This is a genomic window from Streptomyces sp. NPDC052773 (assembly GCF_044547145.1).
Classification (GTDB): Bacteria; Actinomycetota; Actinomycetes; order Streptomycetales; family Streptomycetaceae; genus Streptomyces.
The window spans coordinates 158,104-179,071 of sequence record NZ_JBITZX010000011.1; the positions used below are offsets into that span (position 1 = coordinate 158,104).

Annotated in this window: 15 protein-coding genes and 1 tRNA gene; 12 read left to right on the forward strand and 4 right to left on the reverse strand. The window is 74.2% G+C overall.

The genetic code is table 11. The features are described from left to right. Positions 1-62 precede the first annotated feature (62 nt). The 8 genes from ACIG0D_RS24200 (at position 63) to ACIG0D_RS24235 (ending at position 13,103) form a co-directional block, all read left to right on the forward strand. On the forward strand, positions 63-602 hold the full coding sequence (locus ACIG0D_RS24200) for a phage baseplate assembly protein V (RefSeq protein WP_399804466.1): 540 nt from the start codon (positions 63-65) through the stop codon (positions 600-602). 77 nt (positions 603-679) lie between these two features. Next, complete coding sequence (locus ACIG0D_RS24205; protein WP_399804469.1) at positions 680-1,015, forward strand: hypothetical protein; 336 nt, start codon at positions 680-682, stop codon at positions 1,013-1,015. After that, positions 1,012-1,422, forward strand: coding sequence for a GPW/gp25 family protein (locus ACIG0D_RS24210; protein ID WP_399804471.1), 411 nt, complete (start codon positions 1,012-1,014; stop codon positions 1,420-1,422). Before ACIG0D_RS24205 ends, ACIG0D_RS24210 begins: the two co-directional genes overlap by 4 nt. Then, positions 1,419-4,577 carry a putative baseplate assembly protein gene (locus ACIG0D_RS24215; RefSeq protein ID WP_399804474.1) on the forward strand — a complete coding sequence of 1,053 codons (3,159 nt, stop codon included), beginning with the start codon at positions 1,419-1,421 and terminating at the stop codon, positions 4,575-4,577. The genes ACIG0D_RS24210 and ACIG0D_RS24215 overlap by 4 nt, the downstream gene beginning before the upstream one ends. Next, positions 4,574-8,398, forward strand: coding sequence for a putative baseplate assembly protein (locus ACIG0D_RS24220; RefSeq protein ID WP_399804477.1), 3,825 nt, complete (start codon positions 4,574-4,576; stop codon positions 8,396-8,398). The genes ACIG0D_RS24215 and ACIG0D_RS24220 overlap by 4 nt, the downstream gene beginning before the upstream one ends. Then, complete coding sequence (locus ACIG0D_RS24225) at positions 8,398-10,599, forward strand: hypothetical protein (protein ID WP_399804480.1); 2,202 nt, start codon at positions 8,398-8,400, stop codon at positions 10,597-10,599. The genes ACIG0D_RS24220 and ACIG0D_RS24225 overlap by 1 nt, the downstream gene beginning before the upstream one ends. Positions 10,600-10,653: 54 nt before the next feature. Further along, the gene (locus tag ACIG0D_RS24230) at positions 10,654-12,207 is read left to right on the forward strand and encodes a DUF6519 domain-containing protein (RefSeq protein WP_399804483.1); all 1,554 of its coding nucleotides are present in this window, start codon (positions 10,654-10,656) and stop codon (positions 12,205-12,207) included. Beyond that, positions 12,207-13,103 carry a peptidoglycan-binding protein gene (locus ACIG0D_RS24235; protein ID WP_399804485.1) on the forward strand — a complete coding sequence of 299 codons (897 nt, stop codon included), beginning with the start codon at positions 12,207-12,209 and terminating at the stop codon, positions 13,101-13,103. The genes ACIG0D_RS24230 and ACIG0D_RS24235 overlap by 1 nt, the downstream gene beginning before the upstream one ends. A gap of 140 nt (positions 13,104-13,243) precedes the next feature. Here ACIG0D_RS24235 and ACIG0D_RS24240 read toward each other — a convergent pair. Next, positions 13,244-13,331: transfer RNA gene (locus ACIG0D_RS24240), tRNA-Leu, on the reverse strand. Between the two features lie 220 nt (positions 13,332-13,551). Between ACIG0D_RS24240 and ACIG0D_RS24245 the strand changes: the two genes are divergently transcribed. The 3 genes from ACIG0D_RS24245 to ACIG0D_RS24255 all read left to right on the forward strand — a co-directional run bounded on the left by ACIG0D_RS24245 (position 13,552) and on the right by ACIG0D_RS24255 (position 16,480). Beyond that, positions 13,552-14,877, forward strand: a complete 1,326-nt coding sequence (locus ACIG0D_RS24245; RefSeq protein ID WP_365767852.1) for a M20/M25/M40 family metallo-hydrolase — start codon at positions 13,552-13,554, stop codon at positions 14,875-14,877. Positions 14,878-15,034: 157 nt separating this feature from the next. Continuing rightward, positions 15,035-15,268 (forward strand): chaplin ChpH, encoded by a 234-nt coding sequence (gene chpH, locus ACIG0D_RS24250; protein ID WP_399804487.1) that lies wholly within the window; start codon positions 15,035-15,037, stop codon positions 15,266-15,268. Positions 15,269-15,382: 114 nt separating this feature from the next. Beyond that, positions 15,383-16,480, forward strand: a complete 1,098-nt coding sequence (locus ACIG0D_RS24255) for a chaplin (RefSeq protein WP_399804490.1) — start codon at positions 15,383-15,385, stop codon at positions 16,478-16,480. A 115-nt stretch (positions 16,481-16,595) separates the two neighbouring features. Here the strand turns inward: ACIG0D_RS24255 and ACIG0D_RS24260 are convergent, their stop codons facing one another. Next, a complete protein-coding gene (locus ACIG0D_RS24260; RefSeq protein ID WP_324940905.1) occupies positions 16,596-16,784 on the reverse strand; it encodes a DUF5703 family protein in 189 nt (62 codons plus the stop codon). A gap of 47 nt (positions 16,785-16,831) precedes the next feature. Here ACIG0D_RS24260 and ACIG0D_RS24265 point away from each other — a divergent pair, with 47 nt between their 5' ends. Then, a complete protein-coding gene (locus ACIG0D_RS24265; protein ID WP_399804493.1) occupies positions 16,832-17,566 on the forward strand; it encodes a hypothetical protein in 735 nt (244 codons plus the stop codon). 151 nt (positions 17,567-17,717) lie between these two features. On the opposite strand, the gene ACIG0D_RS24270 is transcribed toward ACIG0D_RS24265, so the two are convergent. Both ACIG0D_RS24270 and ACIG0D_RS24275 read right to left on the reverse strand, forming a co-directional pair. Further along, on the reverse strand, positions 17,718-19,817 hold the full coding sequence (locus tag ACIG0D_RS24270; RefSeq protein WP_399804496.1) for a helix-hairpin-helix domain-containing protein: 2,100 nt from the start codon (positions 19,815-19,817) through the stop codon (positions 17,718-17,720). Continuing rightward, positions 19,814-20,797, reverse strand: coding sequence for an aldo/keto reductase (locus ACIG0D_RS24275; RefSeq protein ID WP_399804498.1), 984 nt, complete (start codon positions 20,795-20,797; stop codon positions 19,814-19,816). The genes ACIG0D_RS24270 and ACIG0D_RS24275 overlap by 4 nt, the downstream gene beginning before the upstream one ends. Positions 20,798-20,968: the final 171 nt, after the last annotated feature.

Genomic DNA, 20,968 nt, shown 5'->3' on the forward strand with positions numbered 1-20,968 from the left:
TGAGCGCCTGAGCCCCCGAGCGCCCCACGCCCACCCTGACCGACCACCAGGAGCAGACCCACATGGCGGCACCCAGCAATCGCTACCTCGGCAAGTTCCGCGGCCGGGTCGTCAGCAACGACGACCCCCTGCGCATCGGACGCATCACCGTCGAGGTCCCGGACGTGCTCGGCGAGGAGCCGTCGACCTGGGCGCTGCCCTGCCTGCCGTTCACGGGACCGAGGTCGGGACAGTTCGTGGTGCCGCCGCCCGGCACCGGCGTGTGGGTGGAGTTCGAGCAGGGCGATCCCAGCTTCCCGGTGTGGACCGGATGCTGGTACGGCGCCGAGGACGAGCTGCCGCCCGACGCCCGTGACGCGCTCCGGGCCGGCGGGCCGCACAAGCCCGTCGTCGTGCAGACCCCACAGGCACACAAGATCGTGCTGAACGACGCCCCTGGCGACGACCAGGGAATCCTGCTCCAGGCCCAGGAGGGCGGGGCGTACATCCGCATCACCCGCGAGGCCGTGGTCATCGCCACCGGCGCGGGCGCCGAAGTCGTCTTGCGCGGACGCGAAGTGACCATCAACGAGGGTCAGTTGACCGTTCTCTCCAAACGGTAGGCGACCGTGCTCGACCAACGAACCAGCAGAACCAGCAGAACCAGCAGAACAGAGACGAAGACGGGGGACGAAACCAAGTGTCCGGGAGTCTGCTCGACGCCGACGCCGTGATCGGCTGCCCGCACGGCGGCCGAGTCGCCGCCACCACCCCACCCGCGGACGGAGTACGGCTCGCGGGGGCCGCCGTGGTCACGGCCGCGCACACCTACGCCGTCACCGGCTGCCCGCACACCGTCGACAACGTGCCCACACCCTGCGTGTCGGTCCGCTGGACCGCCCACGACACCGGCGTCACCGTCGACGGCGTGCCCGTACTGCTCGACACCTCCGCCGCCCAGTGCCTCACCGCGGCCCTCGTCCCGCAGGGCGCGCCCGTCGTCCAGGCCGCGCAGCGAAAGGTCACCGTCCGATGAGTTCACGCAGCGACATCAGCCCACCCGGCGGCACGCGCGCCCGCAGCGACATCGCCTTCCCCTTCCGCGCCGACCGCCGCGGCCGCACCGCCCACGCCCGGCACGGCGAGCACGTGTACGACCTGATCGAGCAGTTGCTGTTCACCAGCCCCGGCGAGCGCGTCATGCGCCCCGACTTCGGCTGCGGACTCCTCGACCTGGTCTTCGCGCAGAACAGCCCGGAGATCCTCAGCACCCTGGAACTGTCCGTGCACGCCGCCCTCCAGCGCTGGCTCGGCGATTTGATCGAGGTGGACGACCTCGACATCACCGGCGAGGACACCGTCGTCCGGGTCCGCCTCTCGTACGCCGTACGCGCCACTGGTGCCCGGCGTCAGGACGTCTTCGAAGGGAGGGCCGCCGCATGACCGGCGCCACCGTGTCCCGCCGCGCCAAGGTGCGGGCCGCCCAGCTCAACGGGGTCGACGCCGTCGAGGTCAGCGACGACGGGCTGCTGCTCACCGTCACCTTCCTCGGCAAGGCCCCGCACGGCCTCGGCCCCGAGAACGTACGGATCGACGGCGGCCGGCGCATCACCGGCATCACCGCCGTCGACGTCAGCGTCGAACGCGAGGAGGACCCGGAACTCGACGACCGGCTCTACGTCACCCTCGACCGGGCCGGCGACACCTCCCGCTACCGGCTCTCCCTCGTCGAGACCGACCCGTACGGGCGACCCGGCACCCAGCCCTACCGCGGCTTCGACCAGCGCTATCACAGCGCGACCTTCGCCTTCCGCCCGGACTGCCCCAGCCCCTTCGACGACACCCCCAGCGGCGACCATCCCGACCCTCCCGCCTTCCCCACCACCCCCGTCATCGACTACACCGCCCGCGACTACGACACCATCCGCAAGCTCCTCCTCGACCGGCTCACGCTCACCACCCCCGACTGGGTCGAGCGCCACCCCGCCGACCTCGGCACCACCCTCGTCGAACTCCTCGCGTACACCGGCGACCGCATCAGCTACCAGCAGGACGCCGTCGCCACCGAGGCGTACCTCGACACCGCCCGCCGCCGGGTCTCCGTACGCCGGCACGTGCGGCTCATCGACTACGCGATGCACGACGGCTGCAACGCCCGCGCCTACGTCACCGTGGAGACCGCCGAGGACCACACCCTCGCGCCGGGCACCTTCCGGTTCGCCTCCGTCGACGTCCGCAGCCTCGACCCGCACGACCGGCCCGAACCCGGCACCGTCATCCCCGAGACCGACCTGGGCGACCTCGACGAGCGCGGCTCGGTGGAGGTCTTCGAGCCCGTCCCGGCGACCGAGCCGCTGCGGTTGCGCGTCGCGCACAACGCCATCCGGCTGTGGAGCTGGGGCGGTGAGGTCCGCGTCCTGCCCAAGGGCGCCACCGCCGCCACCCTGCGCGACGCCTGGACCGACCCGGAGACCTGCCGCGACCGGCAGCTCGACCTGCAGCCGGGAGACGTGCTGATCCTGGAGGAGGTGAAGGGGCCGCGCAGCGGCACCCCCGGTGACGCCGACCCCGCCCACCGTCAGGCCGTCCGCCTCACCTCCGTCACCCCGGCCGTCGACCGCATCGAGGACCAGCCGGTGCTGGAGGTCACCTGGGCCGCCGAGGACGCGCTGCGCTTCCCGCTGTGCCTGGTCACCCGCGCGGGGCGGGACTGCCTGCCCGTCGAGGACGTCACCCTCGCCCGCGGCAACGTCGTCCTCGTCGATCACGGCCGCACCCTCGACGGGCTGCCGGAGACGTTCACCGTGCCCGCCGACCCGGCCGTCGTCTCCACCTGCTGCCCACCCGCCTTCGGCTGCGCCGACCCGGACGAGGGCAACGCCCCTGCCCGGCTGATCAACGCCCTCACCGACCGCACCGGCGACGGGCACTCGCTCACCCCGGACGACGTGCGGGAACTCTTCGACGTCGTCGGGGAGCCGGCCGTGACCCGCGCCGGAATCGGGCTCGAACGGGCCGGTCAGCGGCACGAGCGCGTCGTACCCGGCACGGCGTACGCGCAGACCGCCGCCCTGCGCACCCTGCTCGCCCAGTCCGTGTACCCGGGCATCCGGCCTCGCTTCCGTCCCGTCCTCGGCCGGGCCCCCGTCACCCAGGCGGTGCCCTTCCCCGAGCCGGGCACGGTCGCCGCCGGGCAGGCCGAGCGGATCGCCGCCATCCCCGGCCGGGTACGGCAGCGGCTGGTCGAGCTGTGGCGCAGCGCCCGCGACCGCGACGGGCTCGGCGACGCGGAGATCGCCGAACTCGCCGTCGTGTTCGGGCTGCGGATCCTGGAGCGGCTGGAGCTGCGGCTGCACCCCGTGCGCGCGCTGCGCGAACTCCTGCACCGCTCCGACCAGTTGCTCGACGGCAAGCTCCGCCGTATCGAGGTGCTGGCGGCCCGCGCCCGCGCGGGTACCGTCCTCGACCCGCACATCGCCTGGGAGATCGCCCACAGCTGGGGCCCCGCCTACGCCGAGGGGCTGCACCCCGACGAGCCCGTGCTGCGCGGCTCCGCCACCGGCGCGCTCACCCAGGACCCGCGCCACGCCCTGCCCGCCGTCCGCCTGTACGAGGCGGACGGGGCGGATGAGGCTGACGTGGTCGGCAAGGCGAGCGTGACCGGCCAGGCGCACGACTCCGGCTGGGATCCGCGCCGCGACCTGCTCGGCAGCGCCCCCCGCGACCGGCACTTCGTCGGCGAGCTGGAGGACGACGGACGGCTCGCGCTGCGCTTCGGCGACGGCCGGCACGGCGCCCGGCCCACCCCGGGCAGCCGGCTCACCGCCCGCTACCGGATCGGCGGCGGGACCGCGGGCAACGTCGGGGCCGAGGCCATCAACCACCTCGTGGTGCAGGACGGCGCGGAGGAGCTGTCCGCCGCCGTCGTGCGCAACCCGCTGCCCGCCACCGGCGGCACCGCACCCGAACCCGTCGACCAGGTACGCCAGCTCGCCCCCCTCGACCTGCGCCGCACCCGGCTGCGCGCGGTCACCGCCGACGACTACGCGGCCCTCGCCGGCGCCCTGCCCGGCGTCCAGCGCGCCGCCGCCGAGCTGCGCTGGACCGGCAGCGTGCAGGAGGCGCACGTCGCCGTCGACGCGGTCGGCGACGGCGCCCCGTCGCCCGAGCTGCTGGACCGGGTCGCCCAGGCCCTCGAGCCGTACCGGCGTATCGGCCACGACCTCGTCGTAGGGCCCGCCCGGCTGGTGCCGCTCGACATCGCGCTGACCGTGTGCGCCCGGCCCGGCCACCAGCACGGGCAGATCCTCGCCGAGCTGTACCGGGTGCTCGGCAGCGGACACGGCGGCTTCTTCCACCCGGACGCCCTCACCTTCGGCGAACCGGTGCGGCTCAGCCGCCTCGTCGCCGTGGCCGCGGCGGTGCCCGGCGTCGAGAGCGTACGCGTCACCCGGCTGCGGCGGCTGTTCGAACCGGACCGCGGCGAGCGCGAGGACGGCCTGCTGCGGATCGGGCCGCTGGAGATCGCCGCCTGTGACAACGACCCCGACCGGCCGGAACACGGCCGGCTGGAGATATCCCTGGGAGGTGCCCGATGACCGCGACCCACGAGTGTGCCTGCGGCGGGACGTGCGGCGGCGGACACGACGAGCGGCGGGCCCCGTCCCCGCTCCACAACCCTCCCCCAGCCTTCGGCCGGGGGTACCCCCATCTCGCTTCGCTCGGCCGCACCGCCCTCGACTACCGCGTCGGCACCTACGGCTCCTTCCTGACCGCCCTCCTCGACCGGCTCGCCTCACCCGCGTACCCGGCCCTGGGCGGACTGACCGTGCGTACGCCCGACGATCCCGCGATCGGACTGCTCGACGCCACCGCCGTCCTCGGCGACCTGCTCACCTTCCACTCCGAGCGGATCGCCGACGAGGCCTACATCCGTACGGCGAACGAGCACCGCTCGCTCGTGCTGCTCGGGCGGCTCGTCGGCCACCGGCCGCGGCCCGGCGTCGCCGCCGCCACGCACCTGGCGTACACCCTCGAACGCGACCCCCGCGCCGAGACCCTGCCCGTCGTCATCCCGCGCGGCGCGCGCAGCCACAGCGTGCCGGCGTCCGCCGACGAGGAGTCCCTGACCTTCGAGACCAGCCGCGATCTGTCGGCCCGCTGGGACTTCAACGAGCTGAAGGTGCGGCGCCGCAGGCCCTCCCTGATCACCCCCGAGGACCTGGAGCGGCGCTCCGAGCTGTTCGTCGAGGGCACCGCCAACTCCCTCCAGACCGGCGACCAGCTGCTGTTCGTCTTCGGGGAACAGGCCGGTGGGGAGCGGGTCCTGCTGCCCGTCGCCAAGGCGCGGATCGACCGGGAGGACGAGACCACCGCGATCTCGCTGCCTCCGTCGGCGCCGCGCACCCTGCGCGAGCTGGTCGACGAGGTACGGCGGTGGACCGCCGCGCCCGCCGCCCCGGGCGAGCCGGGGGAGGAGCCGCCGACGCCCCAGGTGCCGAACCCGCGGCCCGTCAGCCGGCTCGTCGAGGACTTCGAGGACCAGGTGCTGGCTCCGCTGCGCTCGGATCTGGACGACATCCGCACGCCCGAGCAGCTGGCCGCACGGCTCGCCGAGCCGGTTGCCCGGCTGGGCGAGGCGCAGGTGCTGGCTGCGCCCTACGAGGAGGTCGCGGACTGGTTCGCGCGGCTGGAGGCGGCGCTGGCTGAGATCGCCGAGCGGGCGTTGGAGCTGGCCCCCGCGCAGGAGGAGGGTGCCGCTTCGGGTCGTCGGGCGGCTGCGGCCTCGTCCGGGCTGGTCGCGCAGTTCCCCGCGCCCCTTGGGGGAGATGCGCGCGCCGCCGCTTATCAAGCGCTCAGCGATGTACTCCCCGCTCTGCGCGAGCGTGCGCCGGCACCGCGCGGTGCCACGCCCGGCCGGCGGCCCGACGCCGCGCGGCTGCTCGGCGCCCTCGACCCCGCCCTGGGCGCCCTCTACCCCGCCTGGCGCACCACCGCCGCCCCCGGCGCCCGGCCCCTGCTGCGGGAGCTGCTGGCGATGCGGGTGACCGCCGCGCCGTTCGGGGCGACCGCGCCGCTCAAGCCGGTGCAGGACGCCCGGGGCCGGGTCATCCGGACCGCGGACTGGCCGCTCACCGGGGCCGTCCTGGTCAGCATGCGGGTCGTGTTCGACACGGCGGGCAAGGTGCCGGTGCGGGCGGAGTTCCAGTACGTCGAGGGCAGCAGCTCCGACCAGCGGGCCGAGAACCTGCCCGCGCCGCAGTTCGCCACCTTCCCGCTGGGCACCGGGCAGGTCGACCTGTCCGTGCGGCCCGCCCGGGACACCGACCGCGACCGGCGTGCCGATCCCCAGGAGCCCGGGGTCACCGCCCGGCTCCACTCGGGTCTGCCCGAGCGCACCCTGACCGTGTCCCGGCCCGACCAGGACGGCCTGGTGCACGTCGTCGTCCAACACGGCGCCGACCGCCGGGAGGTGGCCCTGCGGCCGGGCATCGGCGACCAGTTCACCCACGGCGACCACGAGGTGAGCCTGCGCTACACCGTCGGCAGCGCGGAACCCAACGTCGAGGTGGTCCTCGCGAGCAAGCCGCAGCCCGTCAACCGGCGCGTCCTCCAGCTCGACACCGTCCACACCGGCATCACCCCCGGCAGCTGGGTGGCGATCCAGCGCCCCGCCAAGGGAGCCGAGGGCGGCATACCCGGCGACCGGAAGCTGTACTTCGTCACCACCCAGGTCGTCGCGGCGCGCACGGCGGCCTACACCAACTACGGCATCACCGGCCGCGGCACCGAACTCACCCTCGCCGACCCCTGGCTGGACGAGTTCGACGTCCTGCTCTCGCACATCCGCGACACCACCGTGCACGCCGCCGGGGAGCCGCTGCGCCTCGCCGACGAACCGCTCGGCGAGGACGTCCACGGAGACGAGATCGAACTCGCCGAGCTGTACGAGGGACTGCGGCCAGGCCGCACCCTGATCGTCACCGGAGAGCGCAGCGACATCCCGGGCGCCGCCGGGGTCACCGCCACCGAGGTCGTCACCGTCGCCACCGCCGACCCGGCCGTCGATCCGCACCTGCCCGGCGACCGCGTCCACACCCGGCTCACCCTGACCGCCCGCCTCGCCCACCGCTACCGGCGCGAGACCGTGCGCATCCTCGGCAACGTCGTCGAGGCCACCCACGGCGAGAGCCGCGAGGAGGCCATCGGCAGCGGCGACTCCGACCGCGCCAACCAGACGTTCGCGCTGTGGCAGTCCCCGCTCACCTGGCTCGCCGGTGACAACCCCCTCGGCGCCACCCCGGTCCTCGAGATCCGCGTCGACGGCCTGCTCTGGCACGAGGTCGACAGCCTCGCCGGCCGCGGACCCACCGAACGGGTCTACATCACCGGCACCACCTCCGACGGCCGTACGACGGTCACCTTCGGCGACGGTGTGCACGGCGCCCGGCTGCCCAGCGGGCACGAGAACGTCCGCGCCCGCTACCGGTTCGGCACCGGCAGGGCCGCCAACGTCCCCGCCGACCGCGTCACCCAGCCGCTGAGCCGCCCGCTCGGCGTCACCGCCGTCACCAACCCCCGCCCGGCGACCGGCGGTTCCGACGCGGACGGGCCGGGCCTGACCCGCCGCACGATCCCGCTCGCCGTGTCCGCCCTGGACCGGCTGGTGTCCGCCGCCGACTACGAGGACTTCGCCCGCTCCCGCGCCGGCATCGGCCGGGCCGCCGCCCGCGAACTCTTCGACGGACGGCGGCGCGTGCTGCACGTCACGGTGGCGGGCACCGACGACGTCCCCCTCGACCCGGACTCGGACACCCTGCGAGCCCTGCGCTCCGCCCTGACCGAGTACGGCGACCCGAACCTCCCCGTCCGGGTCGACGTCCGCGAGCTGGTCGTGCTGCTCGTCGCCGCGAAGGTGAAGGTCGCTCCCGACCACACCTGGGAGGTCGTCGAACCCCGGCTGCGCCGGGCCCTGCTGCGCCGCCTCGGCTTCGACGGACGCGACCTCGGGCAGCCCGCGCGGCTCTCCGAGGTGCTGGCCACCGCCCACTCCGTGCCCGGCGTGGACTACGTCGACGTCGACGTCTTCACCGGCGTCCCCGCCACGGCGGGCCCGGCCGAACTCGCCGGACTGCTCCGCGACCCAGGCCCGCCCCGGGCGACGGTGGCCGCGCCCCCGGCGGCGTACGACGAACGGATCCACACCGTCCGCGCCGAGGGCGGCGAGACCCTGTCGTCCGTCTGCGCCCGGTACGGCCTCCCGCTCGCCGAACTGCTGCGCCTCAACCCCGACATCACCGACACCCGCCGCCTGCCGCGCGGCCGGTCGGTGTACGTCTTCCGCGGCATCCGCCCGGCCCGGCTCGCCCTGCTGTCGCCGCGCGCCGCCGACACCCTGATCCTGACGGAGGTCAAGTGATGTCCCCGGACGTCCCGTTCGAGAACGCGGGACCGCCGGCGTCCCGCAACCCCGACGCCCTCGCCGACCTGCTGCCCCGCTGGCACCGGCTGCGCGACCTGGAGGAGGGCGAGCCGCTGCGCGCCCTGCTCGCGGTGATCGCCGAACAGCTCGACCTGGTCCGCGACGGCGTCGAGCAGGGCTACGAGGACCTGTTCGTGGAGACCGCGGCGCCCTGGGTGCTGCCGTACCTCGGCGACCTCGTCGGCTACCGCACCCTGCCCGGTTACGAGCGAAGCGAGATGGGGGCACCCCCGGCCGGAGGCTGGGGGAGCGTCCTGACCACCGGACTGCACACCGGCGGCCGGGCCGCGCTCGCCGAGGCGGTCGCCCCGCGCGCCGACGTGGCGGCGACCGTCGCCCACCGGCGCCGCAAGGGCACCCTGCACCTGCTGGAGGAGATCTCCGCGCGGGTCGCGGGCTGGCCCGCGCGCGCCGTGGAGCTGTCCCGGCTCACCGCCCACCACCAGTCGGTGAAGCTGGGCGTCACCGGCCACCGCGCCGAACGCGGCCGGCTCGCCGACCTGCGCGACGGCGCGGCCCTCGACCTCGCGGGCGGCCCGTTCGGGGCCATGGCCCGCACGGTCGACGTACGGCGCGCCGACTCGGCGCGCAGGCAGGGCGGCCCGAGTCCGGCGGCCGTCGGCCTGTACGTGTGGCGGCTCAAGGCACACCCGCTGACCTCCTCCCCGGCGTACTGCGTCGACCGGGCCCGCCACCTGTACACCTTCTCCATCCTCGGCAACGACACCCCGCTGATCACCAAGCCGTTCCCGGAGCCGTCGCCCACCCACCTCGCGACCATCGACAACGTGCCCGCGTTCATCCGGCGCCGGCAGCTCCAGGACCGGCTGCTCGACCACTACGGCCCCGGCAAGAGCTTCGTCATCCGGCGCGACGGCGAGGACAAGCCCGTACCGCCGTCCGACATCGTCGTCGCCGACCTGTCCGACTGGCGCTACCGGCCCCGGCGCGGCCAGGTCGCCGTCGACCCCGAGCTGGGCCGCATCGCGTTCGGCGCGCGGTCGGCGCCCCGGCAGGGCGTGTGGGTCGACTACCACTACGCGGCCGCCGCCGACCTGGGCGGAGGGGAGTACGACCGCCCCGACCGGGTCGCCCGCCCGGACGCCGCCGTCTACCGGGTCGGGCCGGGCCGGCGGTACCGGCAGATCATGGACGCCTACCGGGCCTGGCAGCACGACCGGCGGGCCGGACGCGCCGACTCCGAGGGCATCATCGAGATCACCCACAGCGGTGCCTACCAGGAACAGCTCGACTTCGACCTCGACCCCGGCGACCGCCTCCAGCTGCGCGCCGCCGAGGGCACCCGGCCCGTCATCCGGCTCCTCGACTGGTACAGCAACCGGCCCGACGCGCTCAACATCCGCGCCGTCTCCGAGGACTGCGCCCCGCACGAGCGGCCCCGCGTCGTCCTCGACGGTCTGCTCGTCGCCGGGCGCGGCATCAACGTCACCGGCCCGATGGGCGCCGTCACCGTGCGGCACTGCACGCTCGTGCCCGGCTGGTCGCTGGAACCCGAGTGCGACCCGCACTCCCCGGAGGAACCCAGCATCGTGCTGGAACGCACCACGGCCTGCCTCCAGGTCGAGCACAGCATCCTGGGCACCATCGAGGTCATCGGCGACGAGGTGAGCGAGGATCCCCTCCCCATCCACCTGCGCGACAGCATCCTGGACGCCACCGCCGACGACCGCGAGGCCCTCTCCGCCCCGGACTGCCGCCACGCCCACGCCGTGCTCCACCTGCACCGCACCACCGTCATCGGCGAGATCCACACCCACGCCGTGGAGATCGCCGAGAACTCGATCCTCACCGGGCGGCTGCACGTGGCCCGCCGCGGCGTCGGACGGCTGCGGTACTCCTACGTCCCGCCGGGCTCACGCACCCCGCGCCGCCACCGCTGCCAGCCGGACCTCACCCCCGGCACCCGGCCGGCGTTCGTCTCCCAGCGCTACGGCACACCCTGGTACGCCCTGCTGTCCGACCGGTGCCCCGAGGACATCCGGCGCGGCGCGGACGACGGCGCCGAGATGGGCGCCTTCCACGACCTGTACCGGCCCCAGCGCGAGGACGGACTGCGGGCACGGCTCGCCGAGTACACGCCCGCGGGCACGGACGCCGGGATCTTCTTCGTGACGTGAGCCGCACCCACACCGACTTCAAGCGCACTTTCTCGAACCAGGGGGACCCCCTTCATGCACGCTGACCTCTCCCGCGTCACGTTCCGCCCGGAACGCCACTACTCCGCGGTCGTCGCCCAGCAGGGCCGCGTCCAGCTCGACGCCGACACCAACGAACAGACCGCGATCCAGCTGCACCAGGCCCGCACGCTCGCCGCCGACCTGATCGGCCCGCACGGCGGACCCCGCGACGCGGCCGGCTTCCGCATCGACTACGTCGGCGGCAAGCACGACCTGGACACCCTGCACATCCACGGCGGCCGCTACTACGTCGACGGCATCCTGTGCGACGCCGACCGCCCGGCGCCCGGCGCCCCCGTCCCCGGTGAGGACGAGGAGGAGGCCGCGACCCCGCAGACGCCCGCGCACTGGACCTACTGGGACCAGCCGGACGCCTTCCTCGACCCCGAACGCCCCGGCGACCGGCTCCCCTCACCCGCCTCGGCGCCGTTCGTCGTCTACCTGAAGGTGTGGGAGCGCACCGTCACCGCCACCGAGGACCCGGCGCTGCGCGAGGTCGCCCTCGGCGCCGCCATGCCGGACACCGCGGCCCGCGTGAAGGTCGTCTGGCAGGTGCTGCCGCTGTCCCTCAGCGCGCTGGAGATCGAGGCGACCGACCCGTCCAAGGAGGACGTCCGCGCCGCCTTCGCCCGCTGGGCGCGGCGCCAATCCGCCCCGTCCGCCCGGCTCGCCGCCCGCAGCGAACGGCCCGACCACGCCGACGAGGACCCCTGCCTGGTCAAGCCCGACGCCCGCTACCGGGGCGCCGAGAACCAGCTGTACCGGGTCGAGGTGCACGCCGGCGGCGCGGCGAAGGACGCCACCTTCAAGTGGTCCCGCGAGAACGGCTCCGTCGTCTTCCCGGTCGACGAACTCGACGGCACGTGGGTGCACCTGGCCTCCCTCGGCCACGACGACAAGCTCGACCTCGACGTCGGCGACCTCGTCGAGCTGACCGACACCGCCCACGCCTCCCGCCTCGACGCCCTGCCGCTGCTGCGGGTCGAGGAACTGGACCTGCCCGGCCGCCGCGTCCGGCTCTCCGCCGAGCCCGCCCCCGGCGTCGGCCGCCTGCCCCACCTGCACCCCTTCCTGCGCCGCTGGGACCACCACGAGGGCCCGCGGCGCAAGGGCCGCACCACCGCCCTGCGCGGCGGCGCCGTCCCCGTCACCGAGGGGGAGTGGCTGCCCCTGGAGGACGGCGTCGAGGTCTACTTCGCCAAGGGCGGCACGTACCGCACCGGCGACCACTGGATCATCCCCGCCCGCACCGCCACCGGCGGCGTCGAGTGGCCCGCGGACACCGCCCGCCGCCCGCTGCTCCAGGCCCCCGCCGGGATCGCCCGGCACTACGCCCCGCTGGCCCTGGTCAAGGGCGAGTACGGCGCCGTCGACCTGCGTCTCGCCTTCGCCCCGCTCGCCACCGCCGTGCCCGCGGCGGACGAGGCCGCGCTCGCCGCGGAGGAGCAGGCCCGCCGCGAGGAGCAGGCCGCCGAGGCCGCCGCGCCCACCGAGGCCCGGCCCGAGCCCGCGAGCGGAGCCCAGGACACCCCGGAAGGAGACCAGTGATGGCCAAGCCGATCAGCGCGTCCAAGATGGTGGAGATCCTGCGGGCGGAGGGCCTGACCGTCCACGAGGTCCGCAACTGGCGCACCCACAACCGCAACAGCAAGGGCCCCTGGGGCCCGGTGAACGGCGTGATGATCCACCACACCGTCACCTCCGGCACCGCCCGCTCCGTCGACATCTGCTACGACGGCTACGCCGGGCTGCCCGGCCCGCTCTGCCACGGCGTCATCGACAAACAGGGCCACGTCCACCTCGTCGGCAACGGCCGCGCCAACCACGCCGGCCTCGGTGACGGCGACGTGCTGCGCGCCGTGATCAACGAGACGACCCTGCCGCCCGACAACGAGGCCGACACCGACGGCAACCGGCACTTCTACGGCTTCGAGTGCGTCAACCTCGGCGACGGCAGGGACCCCTGGCCCGAGGCGCAGAAGGAGGCCATCGAGAAGGTGGCCGCCGCGATCTGCCGCCACCACGGCTGGTCCGAGCGGTCCGTCATCGGCCACAAGGAGTGGCAGCCCGGCAAGACCGACCCGCGCGGCTTCACGATGGACGGGATGCGGGGGCGCATACGCGACCGTCTGCGGGGTGCCGGGGGCGGCGGAGGCGGCACCAAGCCGGCACCTGCACCGCCGAAGCCGTCCTACGAGCCCTTCCCCGGCAGCGCGTTCTTCCACCCCGGCCGGAGCTCTCCGATCATCACCGCCATGGGCCGCCGCCTCGTCGCCGAGGGCTGCGGCCGGTACGAGGACGGCCCCGGCCCCGAATGGACCGAGGCCGACCGCCGCTCCTACGCCGCCTGGCAGCAGAAACTCGGCTACCGCGGCAAGGACGCGGACGGCATCCCGGGCCCCACGAGCTGGGCGAAGCTGAAGGTCCCGGACGTCCGGAACTGAGGCCCGCCCCCGCGCGGCGCCCGCCCCGCCGCGCCGGCACGCCGCTCCAGGCGGGCCGGGGCGGCGCACCTCCCGCGAGGGAGCCCTTGGGCCCGGAAACGACGAATCCCCCGGCCGCCGCGGCGACCGGGGGATCCGGCTGGTGTCCGAGGGGGGACTTGAACCCCCACGCCCGATAAAGGGCACTAGCACCTCAAGCTAGCGCGTCTGCCATTCCGCCACCCGGACAAGGTGTCTGTCGTGCGGGGCGGTTTCCCCCGCGGCGACGACGTAAACATTACCAGGCTTTCCGGGGTGGCTGATCACCCCCGGGTCACGGCCCGGTCACCCCGGTCACGTGAACGGCGTGTGACGGGCCGGGCCCGCTCTTGGGCCCGGCAGGACCGAGGAGGAGGATGTGGGGGAACCACCAGCGGGAACCACCAGCGGCGTAGCGGGAGGAAGCAGCGTGAGCCAGACGGGCACCGGCCAGGGCGTCACCGGCGAGGACGAGGTCGTCGACCTCTGCAGCGAGCTGATCCGGATCGACACCAGCAACTACGGCGACCACTCCGGCCCCGGCGAGCGCAAGGCGGCCGAGTACGTCGCCGAGAAGCTGGCCGAGGTCGGACTGGAGCCGAAGATCTTCGAATCCCACCCGGGCCGCGCCTCCACCGTGGCCCGGATCGAGGGGGAGGACCCGTCCCGGCCCGCCCTGCTCATCCACGGCCACCTCGACGTCGTACCGGCCAACGCGGACGACTGGACCCACCACCCCTTCTCCGGCGAGGTCGCCGACGGCTGCGTCTGGGGCCGGGGCGCCGTCGACATGAAGGACATGGACGCGATGACCCTCGCGGTCGTCCGCGACCGGCTGCGCAGCGGCCGCAAGCCCCCGCGCGACATCGTCCTCGCCTTCCTCGCCGACGAGGAGGCCGGCGGCACCTACGGCGCCCGCCACCTGGTCGACCACCACCCGGACCTGTTTGAGGGCGTCACCGAGGCGATCGGCGAGGTCGGCGGCTTCTCCTTCACGGTCAACGAGAAGCTGCGGCTCTATCTCGTCGAGACCGCCGAGAAGGGCATGCACTGGATGCGGCTCACCGTCGAGGGCACGGCCGGCCACGGCTCCATGACCAACGACGACAACGCGATCACCGAGCTGTGCGACGCCGTCGCCCGCCTCGGCCGCCACACGTGGCCGGTCCGGGTCACCAAGACCGTGCGGTCCTTCCTCGACGAGCTGTCCGACGCGCTCGGAACCGAGCTGGACCCCGAGAACATGGACGAGACCCTCGCCAAGCTCGGCGGCATCGCCAAGATGATCGGCACCACCCTGCGCAACTCGGCGGCGCCCACCATGCTCGGCGCCGGCTACAAGGTCAACGTCATCCCCGGCCAGGCGACCGCCCACGTCGACGGCCGCTTCCTGCCCGGCTACGAGGAGGAGTTCCTCGCCGACCTCGACCGCATCCTCGGCCCGCGCGTGAAGCGCGAGGACGTGCACGCCGACAAGGCCCTGGAGACCGACTTCGACGGTCGGCTGGTGGACGCCATGCAGAGCTCCCTGGTTGCCGAGGACCCCATCGCGCGGGCCGTGCCGTACATGCTCTCCGGCGGCACCGACGCCAAGTCCTTCGACGACCTCGGCATCCGCTGCTTCGGCTTCGCCCCGCTCCAACTGCCGCCGGAGCTGGACTTCGCCGGCATGTTCCACGGTGTGGACGAGCGGGTCCCGGTCGACGGCCTGAAGTTCGGCGTCCGTGTGCTCGACCGCTTCATCGACGCGTCCTGATTCGTCCCGCTGAAACGCGACTTGACTTTTCGGTCGCGCGTGCGGGCCCGCGCTGGGACGGGTGAATGCGCTCATAGGGTCGTAGCTCTATTAGTCCTTCCTCGTTATTGGTGATGCGATCCGAACTTGGGATCACATTGCCAACCAGGAGGAATTAATGATCAAGAAGGTCGTCGCTGCTGCCGCCGCCACCGGTGGACTGGTTCTCGCGGGTGCGGGCATGGCCGTCGCCGACTCCGGTGCCCAGGGTGCCGCCGTGCACTCCCCGGGTGTCGCGTCCGGCAACGTTGTCCAGGTGCCCGTGCACATCCCCGTGAACGCCTGCGGCAACACGGTCTCGGTGATCGGCGTGCTGAACCCCGCCTTCGGCAACTACTGCGTCAACAAGTGACATCGGGCCTCGCCTCATGAGGCTCTGAGCCCTTCGGCCTCGGAGCGCGCGCCATGCGTTCCGAGGCCGAAGGCTCTTCCCGGTTCTGTCACGACGTAGAAGGGGGATTCAGCAATGCGACAGGCCACCCGCAAGGGCCTGATGACCGTGGCGGCCGCCACGGGAGTGATCGCCGCCGCCGGCGGCCAGGCCCACGCGCACTCCGCGAGTGCGAGCGGCTCCGCCACCGGCTCGCCCGGTGTGCTGTCCGGCAACACGGTGCAGGCGCCGGTGCACGCGCCGGTCAACGTCTGCGGCAACACCGTCAACGTCGTCGGGGTGCTCAACCCGGCGGCCGGCAACAGCTGCGGAAACCACAGCCACGGCCACTCCGGCCACGGCGAGTCAGGGGCGTACGGCGACTCGAGCGGCACCGGTGGTTCCGGTGCCGGTGGCTCGGGGGGTGCGCAGGCGAGCGGGTACACGTCCGACTCGCCGGGCGTCGCCTCGGGCAACACCGTGCAGGTGCCGGTGTACGCGCCGGTCAACGCGTGCGGCAACAGCGTCGACGTCGTCGGGGTGCTCAACCCGGCGGCCGGCAACTCCTGCGGAAACCACAGCCATCACCACCCGGGCGGCCACGGCGACCCGGGCGGCTCCGGCGGCTCGGGCGGTGCGCAGGCGGAGGGACACGCCTCCGACTCGCCGGGCGTCGCCTCGGGCAACCACGTCCAGGCACCCGTCCACGCACCGGTCAACGTCTGCGGCAACAGCGTCGACATCATCGGCGTGGGCAACGCCGCGATGGGCAACGACTGCGCCAACGAGGACACGGGCGGCGGCCACACCACCCCGCCGGGAGACGGCGACGGCACGACGCCACCCGGAACGAACCCGCCGGGCACGAACCCGCCCGGGACGACTCCTCCGGGAACCAACCCGCCGGGCACCCCCGAGCAGCCCGGTACCCCTGGCACCCCGGAGCAGCCCGGCACCCCGGGAACGCCGGTGACCCCCGGCACCCCGGCCACCCCGCCCAACCTGGGTGGGACCACCCCAGGTGACCAGGGTCACGGCAATCTGCCCGGCGCCCAGTCCGTCACCCAGCCCCGGGCCGACGCCGAGCTCGCGGACACCGGCAGCGGCCTGCCGCTCGGGACCGCCGCGTCCCTCGGCGCGGGAGCACTGCTGGCGGGCACCGTCCTGTACCGCAGGGCACGCGCCTCCGCCTGAGGCGCAGGGCACGCGCCTCCGCGTTACGCGCAGGCACGCGCCTTCGCGTAACGCGCGCACCGGAAACGGAGCGGGCCCCACCACCGGCGGGGCCCGCTCCGTTTCGCCTCTCACCTCACCACGTGGCACGCACCTGGCGGATGATCCGCCGGCGCAACCGCACCTTGCGGCTGCCGTCGCGCAGCAGGCTCAGGCGGTGCAACTCCCAGTGTCCGTACTCGGCATGGTCCGTCAGCAGACGTGTGGCGTCCTTGCGGGAGACCCCGCGCGGTACGTACACGTCGACAAATTCGTATTCCGGCATCGCATCTATTGTGCGTGCTGGGGTCCGGTACGGATAGCGTCTGCAGTATGTCTGATGCTGCGCAGCCCACCGCTGCCGAGGTACGCGCCGCCGCCGAGGCGGTCAAGACCGCGCTCGACCGCCATCTCGCCGCGGTCGAACGCCGGTCGGGGGAGGACGACCCGGCCGTCTACGAGGCGTTCAACCAGCTGGCCGCGGCCGCAGAGGCGTACGACGAACTGCTCTACGACCGCTACGACGAGGTCACGCCCTTCGAGATCCCCGGGGCGGACGACTCGCTGCCGCCGTACACCGGGCCCGACGAGCCGAACGCGCTCAGTGTGCTGATCCGCCGCGACTACGCGGTGGCGCACCCACAGCGGCTGCTGGCGCAGGCCCGGCGGATCGAGGCGGCGGACGAGGGCACGGACGCGGACGCCGCGGAGACCGTCAACGGCGCGCTCGGCATCCTGTTCGGCGAGTTCGAACCGGACGAGATCGCCTCCCGGCACAAGGAGTTCGGCCTCGAGGAGGGGGACTCCACGCTGTGGGTGACCGCCGCGGACGAACTCCCGGAGGCCGGCGAATGGCTGCCGGCCCCCTTCGACTCCGTCGATCCTCAGCGGGTGATCTGCCGCTTCGACGTCAGCGCGGTCTTCGACGAGGACCTGGACGACGAACCCGACGACGACGCCGTCCCCGAGGAGCTGGAAGAGGCACTGGAAGAGGAGGCAGAGGACGAAGAGGACGACCTGGACCTCGACGAGGACGGGGATCTGGAGCCGCTGGACGCGGATCGCTGACCCACCCGTCCGCTCCCGGCGCCCGCGCGTCCCCTCCCGACCCACTCTCGTCCCACGAGCACCAGGCGCCACGGCGGCCACGGGAATCCCCCCGTGGCCGCCGTCACTTGTCCCGGCGGACCCCCGTGGCCGCCGTCAGGTGCCCGCCGCCCTACTCCGCCGCAGGTGCCTCGGGCCGCAGCAGATCGGGCAGCCGCGTGGTGCGCGGCTTGGGCAGCCCCTCCGCGACCGCTCTCGGCAGGGCCTGCTCCACCCCCTGGACCACGGACAGATGACGCTCGGCGCGGCCGAAGGCGGTGTAGATCCAGGCCCGTGTGAGGATCTGGGCGGCGTCGCCCGGCAGCACCACGACGACCGCGGGCCACCGGCCCCCGACCGCCTGGTGCGCGGTCAGCGCCCACCCGTGCCGCACACACTGCTCGACCCGCTCGCGCGGCACGACGACGTTCTCACCCGCGCACGACAGCCGCAGCCCCTCGGCGTCGGCCCCGACCACCCGCCCGGGCACCGTACGGCCGGCCGCGGGGGAGTAGGCGACCCGGTCGCCGGGGTCGAAGCCGCCGAAGCGCCCGGGGCCGGGATTCAGCCGTTCCTTCAGCGCCGCGTTCAGCGCCCGCGTCCCCACCGCGCCACCGTGCCCCGGCGTGATCACCACGGTCTCCTCGGCGGGCACCCCGATCGCCCGCGGCACCGAGTCCGCGACGAGCTGCACGGTCCGGTGCACGGCCTCACCCGCGTCCCGCACCGGAACGATCACGATCTCCTTGCCCGGCGCCTCGACCTGGTTCAGCTCGCCGACGCCGATCCCGGACACCAGCTCGCCGAGCGGCCCGGGGTCCGGGCGCCGGGAGGCGATCTGCGGCACCCGCCGCGCGGCCAGCACATCCGCGAACACCCGCCCCGGGCCCGCCGACCACAGCACCGCCGGATCCCCGGACAGCACCAGCCGGGCCCCGTCGGGCAGCGACTCGACGAGCGACGCGCCCGTCTCCACGTCCAGCTGGGCCGCGTCGAGCACCACCAGCAGATCCAGGTCCAGCGCCCCCTCGGCGTCCCGCCCCGGCCCCTCGGCCCCGGACAGCAGCCCGGCCACCGTGACGACCCGCGCCTGCTCGGCGAACCGCCCGCGCCCCAGCGGACTGTGCACGGCGGCCCACGCCCGCAGCCCCAGCTCCTCGGCCGCACCCAGCAGCTCCACGGCCTCGGCCCGGGCCGCCTCCCCGCCCGTGTGCAGCACCAGACCGTGCCCGGCGACCGCCCGGACCAGCTCGGCGGCGGACCCCTGGGCCGCTGCGGCGACCCGCTCCCACTCCGCCCCCGGAGCGCCCTCCTTCGGCACCGAGCCGATCAGCCGGGCCAGCCCGTCGGCCAGGCTCTCCTCCGCCAGCGCGTACCGCTCCAGACCGACGAGCACCCGCACGGGCTCCTGCGCCTCCTCCCCTTCCGCGGACTCCTCGAGCCCGTCCTGGAAGGCCAGCACCTCACCCTCCGCGAGGGCGTCCTGCACGGCCGCGTCCGGGTCGGGCACGCCCCGCTGCGCCAGCGCGGCGGTCAGCGCCGGCAGCTCCAGCGCGGTGTGCCCGGCCAGCGCCGCCTGCTCCAGCAGCCAGACGGTGACCGCCCGCAGCCGCCGCTCGTCGTCCGGGCCGCAACTCCCGCCCAGCAGCGCCCGCGCGAACCCGTCGGCCTGCTCGGGCCGCACCCCGCCGACCCTCAGCAGCAGCCACGGATCGGCCCGCAGCCGCTCCGCCGCGCCGTCCCCCAGCACGGCGGCGACCTGCGGCGCCAGCGCCTCGGGGGCACCCCCCTCGGCGAGCACCCGGCGGACGCCGTCCACCGCCTCGGGCGCGGGCGCGGCCACCACCACCGGCGCGACCGGCTGTGTGCGCCGCACCGGCTCCGGCGCGGGCCGCCGCACCGGCGCCTCGGGCTCGGCGAACACCGCGGCCACGGGCTTCTCCCCGCTCTCCACGGCCCGCACCGCGGCGAGCAGATCGGCGGCCTTCCCGCTGAGCTTCGCGCCGCTCTCGATCGGCCCCCGCTTCTCCGCCTTGCGCCGCTCGATCCGCTCGCGTTCCAGTCGCTGCGCCGCCAGCTCCGCCTCGGCCTCGGAGAGCCGCGCCGCCTCGGTGCCCTCGGCCCCGGTCGGCTGCGCCCCCTCCGTCTCCTCGCCCTCGGGGGTGCCGCCCTCCGCCTCGGCGCCCGGCGTCTCCTGCGCGGCGTCCTCGGTGGTCTCCGGCTCCGTGCTCACAGCGTGCTCCAGTCGTGATCGGGATAGCGGTGCACGGGCGCCGACACATCGTCGAGCGCCCGGCAGATCTCGTCAGGAAGACTAAGGGCCTCCACTGACAATGCCGCCGTGAGCTGCTGCGCGTTGCGCGCGCCGACGATCGGCGCGGCCACCCCGGGCCGGTCGCGCACCCACGCCAGCGCCACCTGCAAGGGCGTCACCGCCAGCCCGTCCGCCGCCGTGCTCACGGCGTCCACGATCCGGCTCGCCGTGTCGTCGAGGTACGGCTCCACGAACGGCGCCAGGTGCTCCGACGCACCCCGCGAGTCCCCGGGCACCCCGCTGCGGTACTTCCCCGTCAGCACGCCCCGCCCGAGCGGCGACGAGGGCAGCAGCCCGATCCCCAGGTCGATCGCAGCGGGCAGGACCTCGCGCTCGACCCCGCGCTGCAACAGCGAGTACTCCATCTGCGTACTGGCCAGCCGGGTCCGCGTCCCCGGCGCCGCGAGCTGCCAGGTCGCCGCCTTCGCCAGTTGCCACCCGCAGAAATTGGACACCCCGGCATACCGCACCCGCCCGCTGCCCACCGCCAGGTCCAGCGCCTGGAGCGTCTCCTCCAGCGGTGTCTCGGGGTCGAACGCGTGCACATGCCACAAGTCGACGTAATCCGTCCCCAACCGTGTCAACGAGGCATCCAGCGCGGCCAGCAGATGCCCCCGCGACCCGTCGAACCGCCGATCCGGGTCGGGCACACTCCCGGCCTTCGTCGAGATGACGAGCTCACGCCGCGGCACCAGGCCGTCCATCAGCCGTCCGAGCAGATACTCCGCTTCCCCGTCCCCATACACATCCGCCGTGTCGACCAGCGTCCCGCCCGCTTCCCAGAACGTCTTCAACAGGTCCGCGGCGTCATGCTCGTCGGTGTCCCGCCCCCACGTCAGGGTGCCAAGGCCGATCCGGGACACACGCAGGCCGGTCCGGCCGAGATGCCTCTGCTCCATGTCCGCCGAGATTACTGGCCAGAACTCTCACCGTGGATGGCCTGTGGACAACCGATTTCCCCACCCGGCACGCAGGTGGAACGACGGCCCCGGCCCCCGATCGACCAACGGCGCCGCAGCAACCCCCGCAGGCCCCCACCCACCCGGTAGGGTCACCCCACAAAAGGACGT

Bases quoted from the DNA above. Each gene is read 5' to 3' on its own strand.
- ACIG0D_RS24235 (WP_399804485.1), top strand. From the start codon at position 12,207: ATGGCCAAGCCGATCAGCGCGTCCAAGATGGTGGAGATCCTGCGGGCG.
- ACIG0D_RS24275 (WP_399804498.1), bottom strand. From the start codon at position 20,797: ATGGAGCAGAGGCATCTCGGCCGGACCGGCCTGCGTGTGTCCCGGATC.
- ACIG0D_RS24210 (WP_399804471.1), top strand. From the start codon at position 1,012: ATGAGTTCACGCAGCGACATCAGCCCACCCGGCGGCACGCGCGCCCGC.
- ACIG0D_RS24255 (WP_399804490.1), top strand. From the start codon at position 15,383: ATGCGACAGGCCACCCGCAAGGGCCTGATGACCGTGGCGGCCGCCACG.
- ACIG0D_RS24220 (WP_399804477.1), top strand. From the start codon at position 4,574: ATGACCGCGACCCACGAGTGTGCCTGCGGCGGGACGTGCGGCGGCGGA.
- ACIG0D_RS24265 (WP_399804493.1), top strand. From the start codon at position 16,832: ATGTCTGATGCTGCGCAGCCCACCGCTGCCGAGGTACGCGCCGCCGCC.
- ACIG0D_RS24260 (WP_324940905.1), bottom strand. From the start codon at position 16,784: ATGCCGGAATACGAATTTGTCGACGTGTACGTACCGCGCGGGGTCTCC.
- chpH (WP_399804487.1), top strand. From the start codon at position 15,035: ATGATCAAGAAGGTCGTCGCTGCTGCCGCCGCCACCGGTGGACTGGTT.
- ACIG0D_RS24215 (WP_399804474.1), top strand. From the start codon at position 1,419: ATGACCGGCGCCACCGTGTCCCGCCGCGCCAAGGTGCGGGCCGCCCAG.
- ACIG0D_RS24230 (WP_399804483.1), top strand. From the start codon at position 10,654: ATGCACGCTGACCTCTCCCGCGTCACGTTCCGCCCGGAACGCCACTAC.
- ACIG0D_RS24200 (WP_399804466.1), top strand. From the start codon at position 63: ATGGCGGCACCCAGCAATCGCTACCTCGGCAAGTTCCGCGGCCGGGTC.
- ACIG0D_RS24225 (WP_399804480.1), top strand. From the start codon at position 8,398: ATGTCCCCGGACGTCCCGTTCGAGAACGCGGGACCGCCGGCGTCCCGC.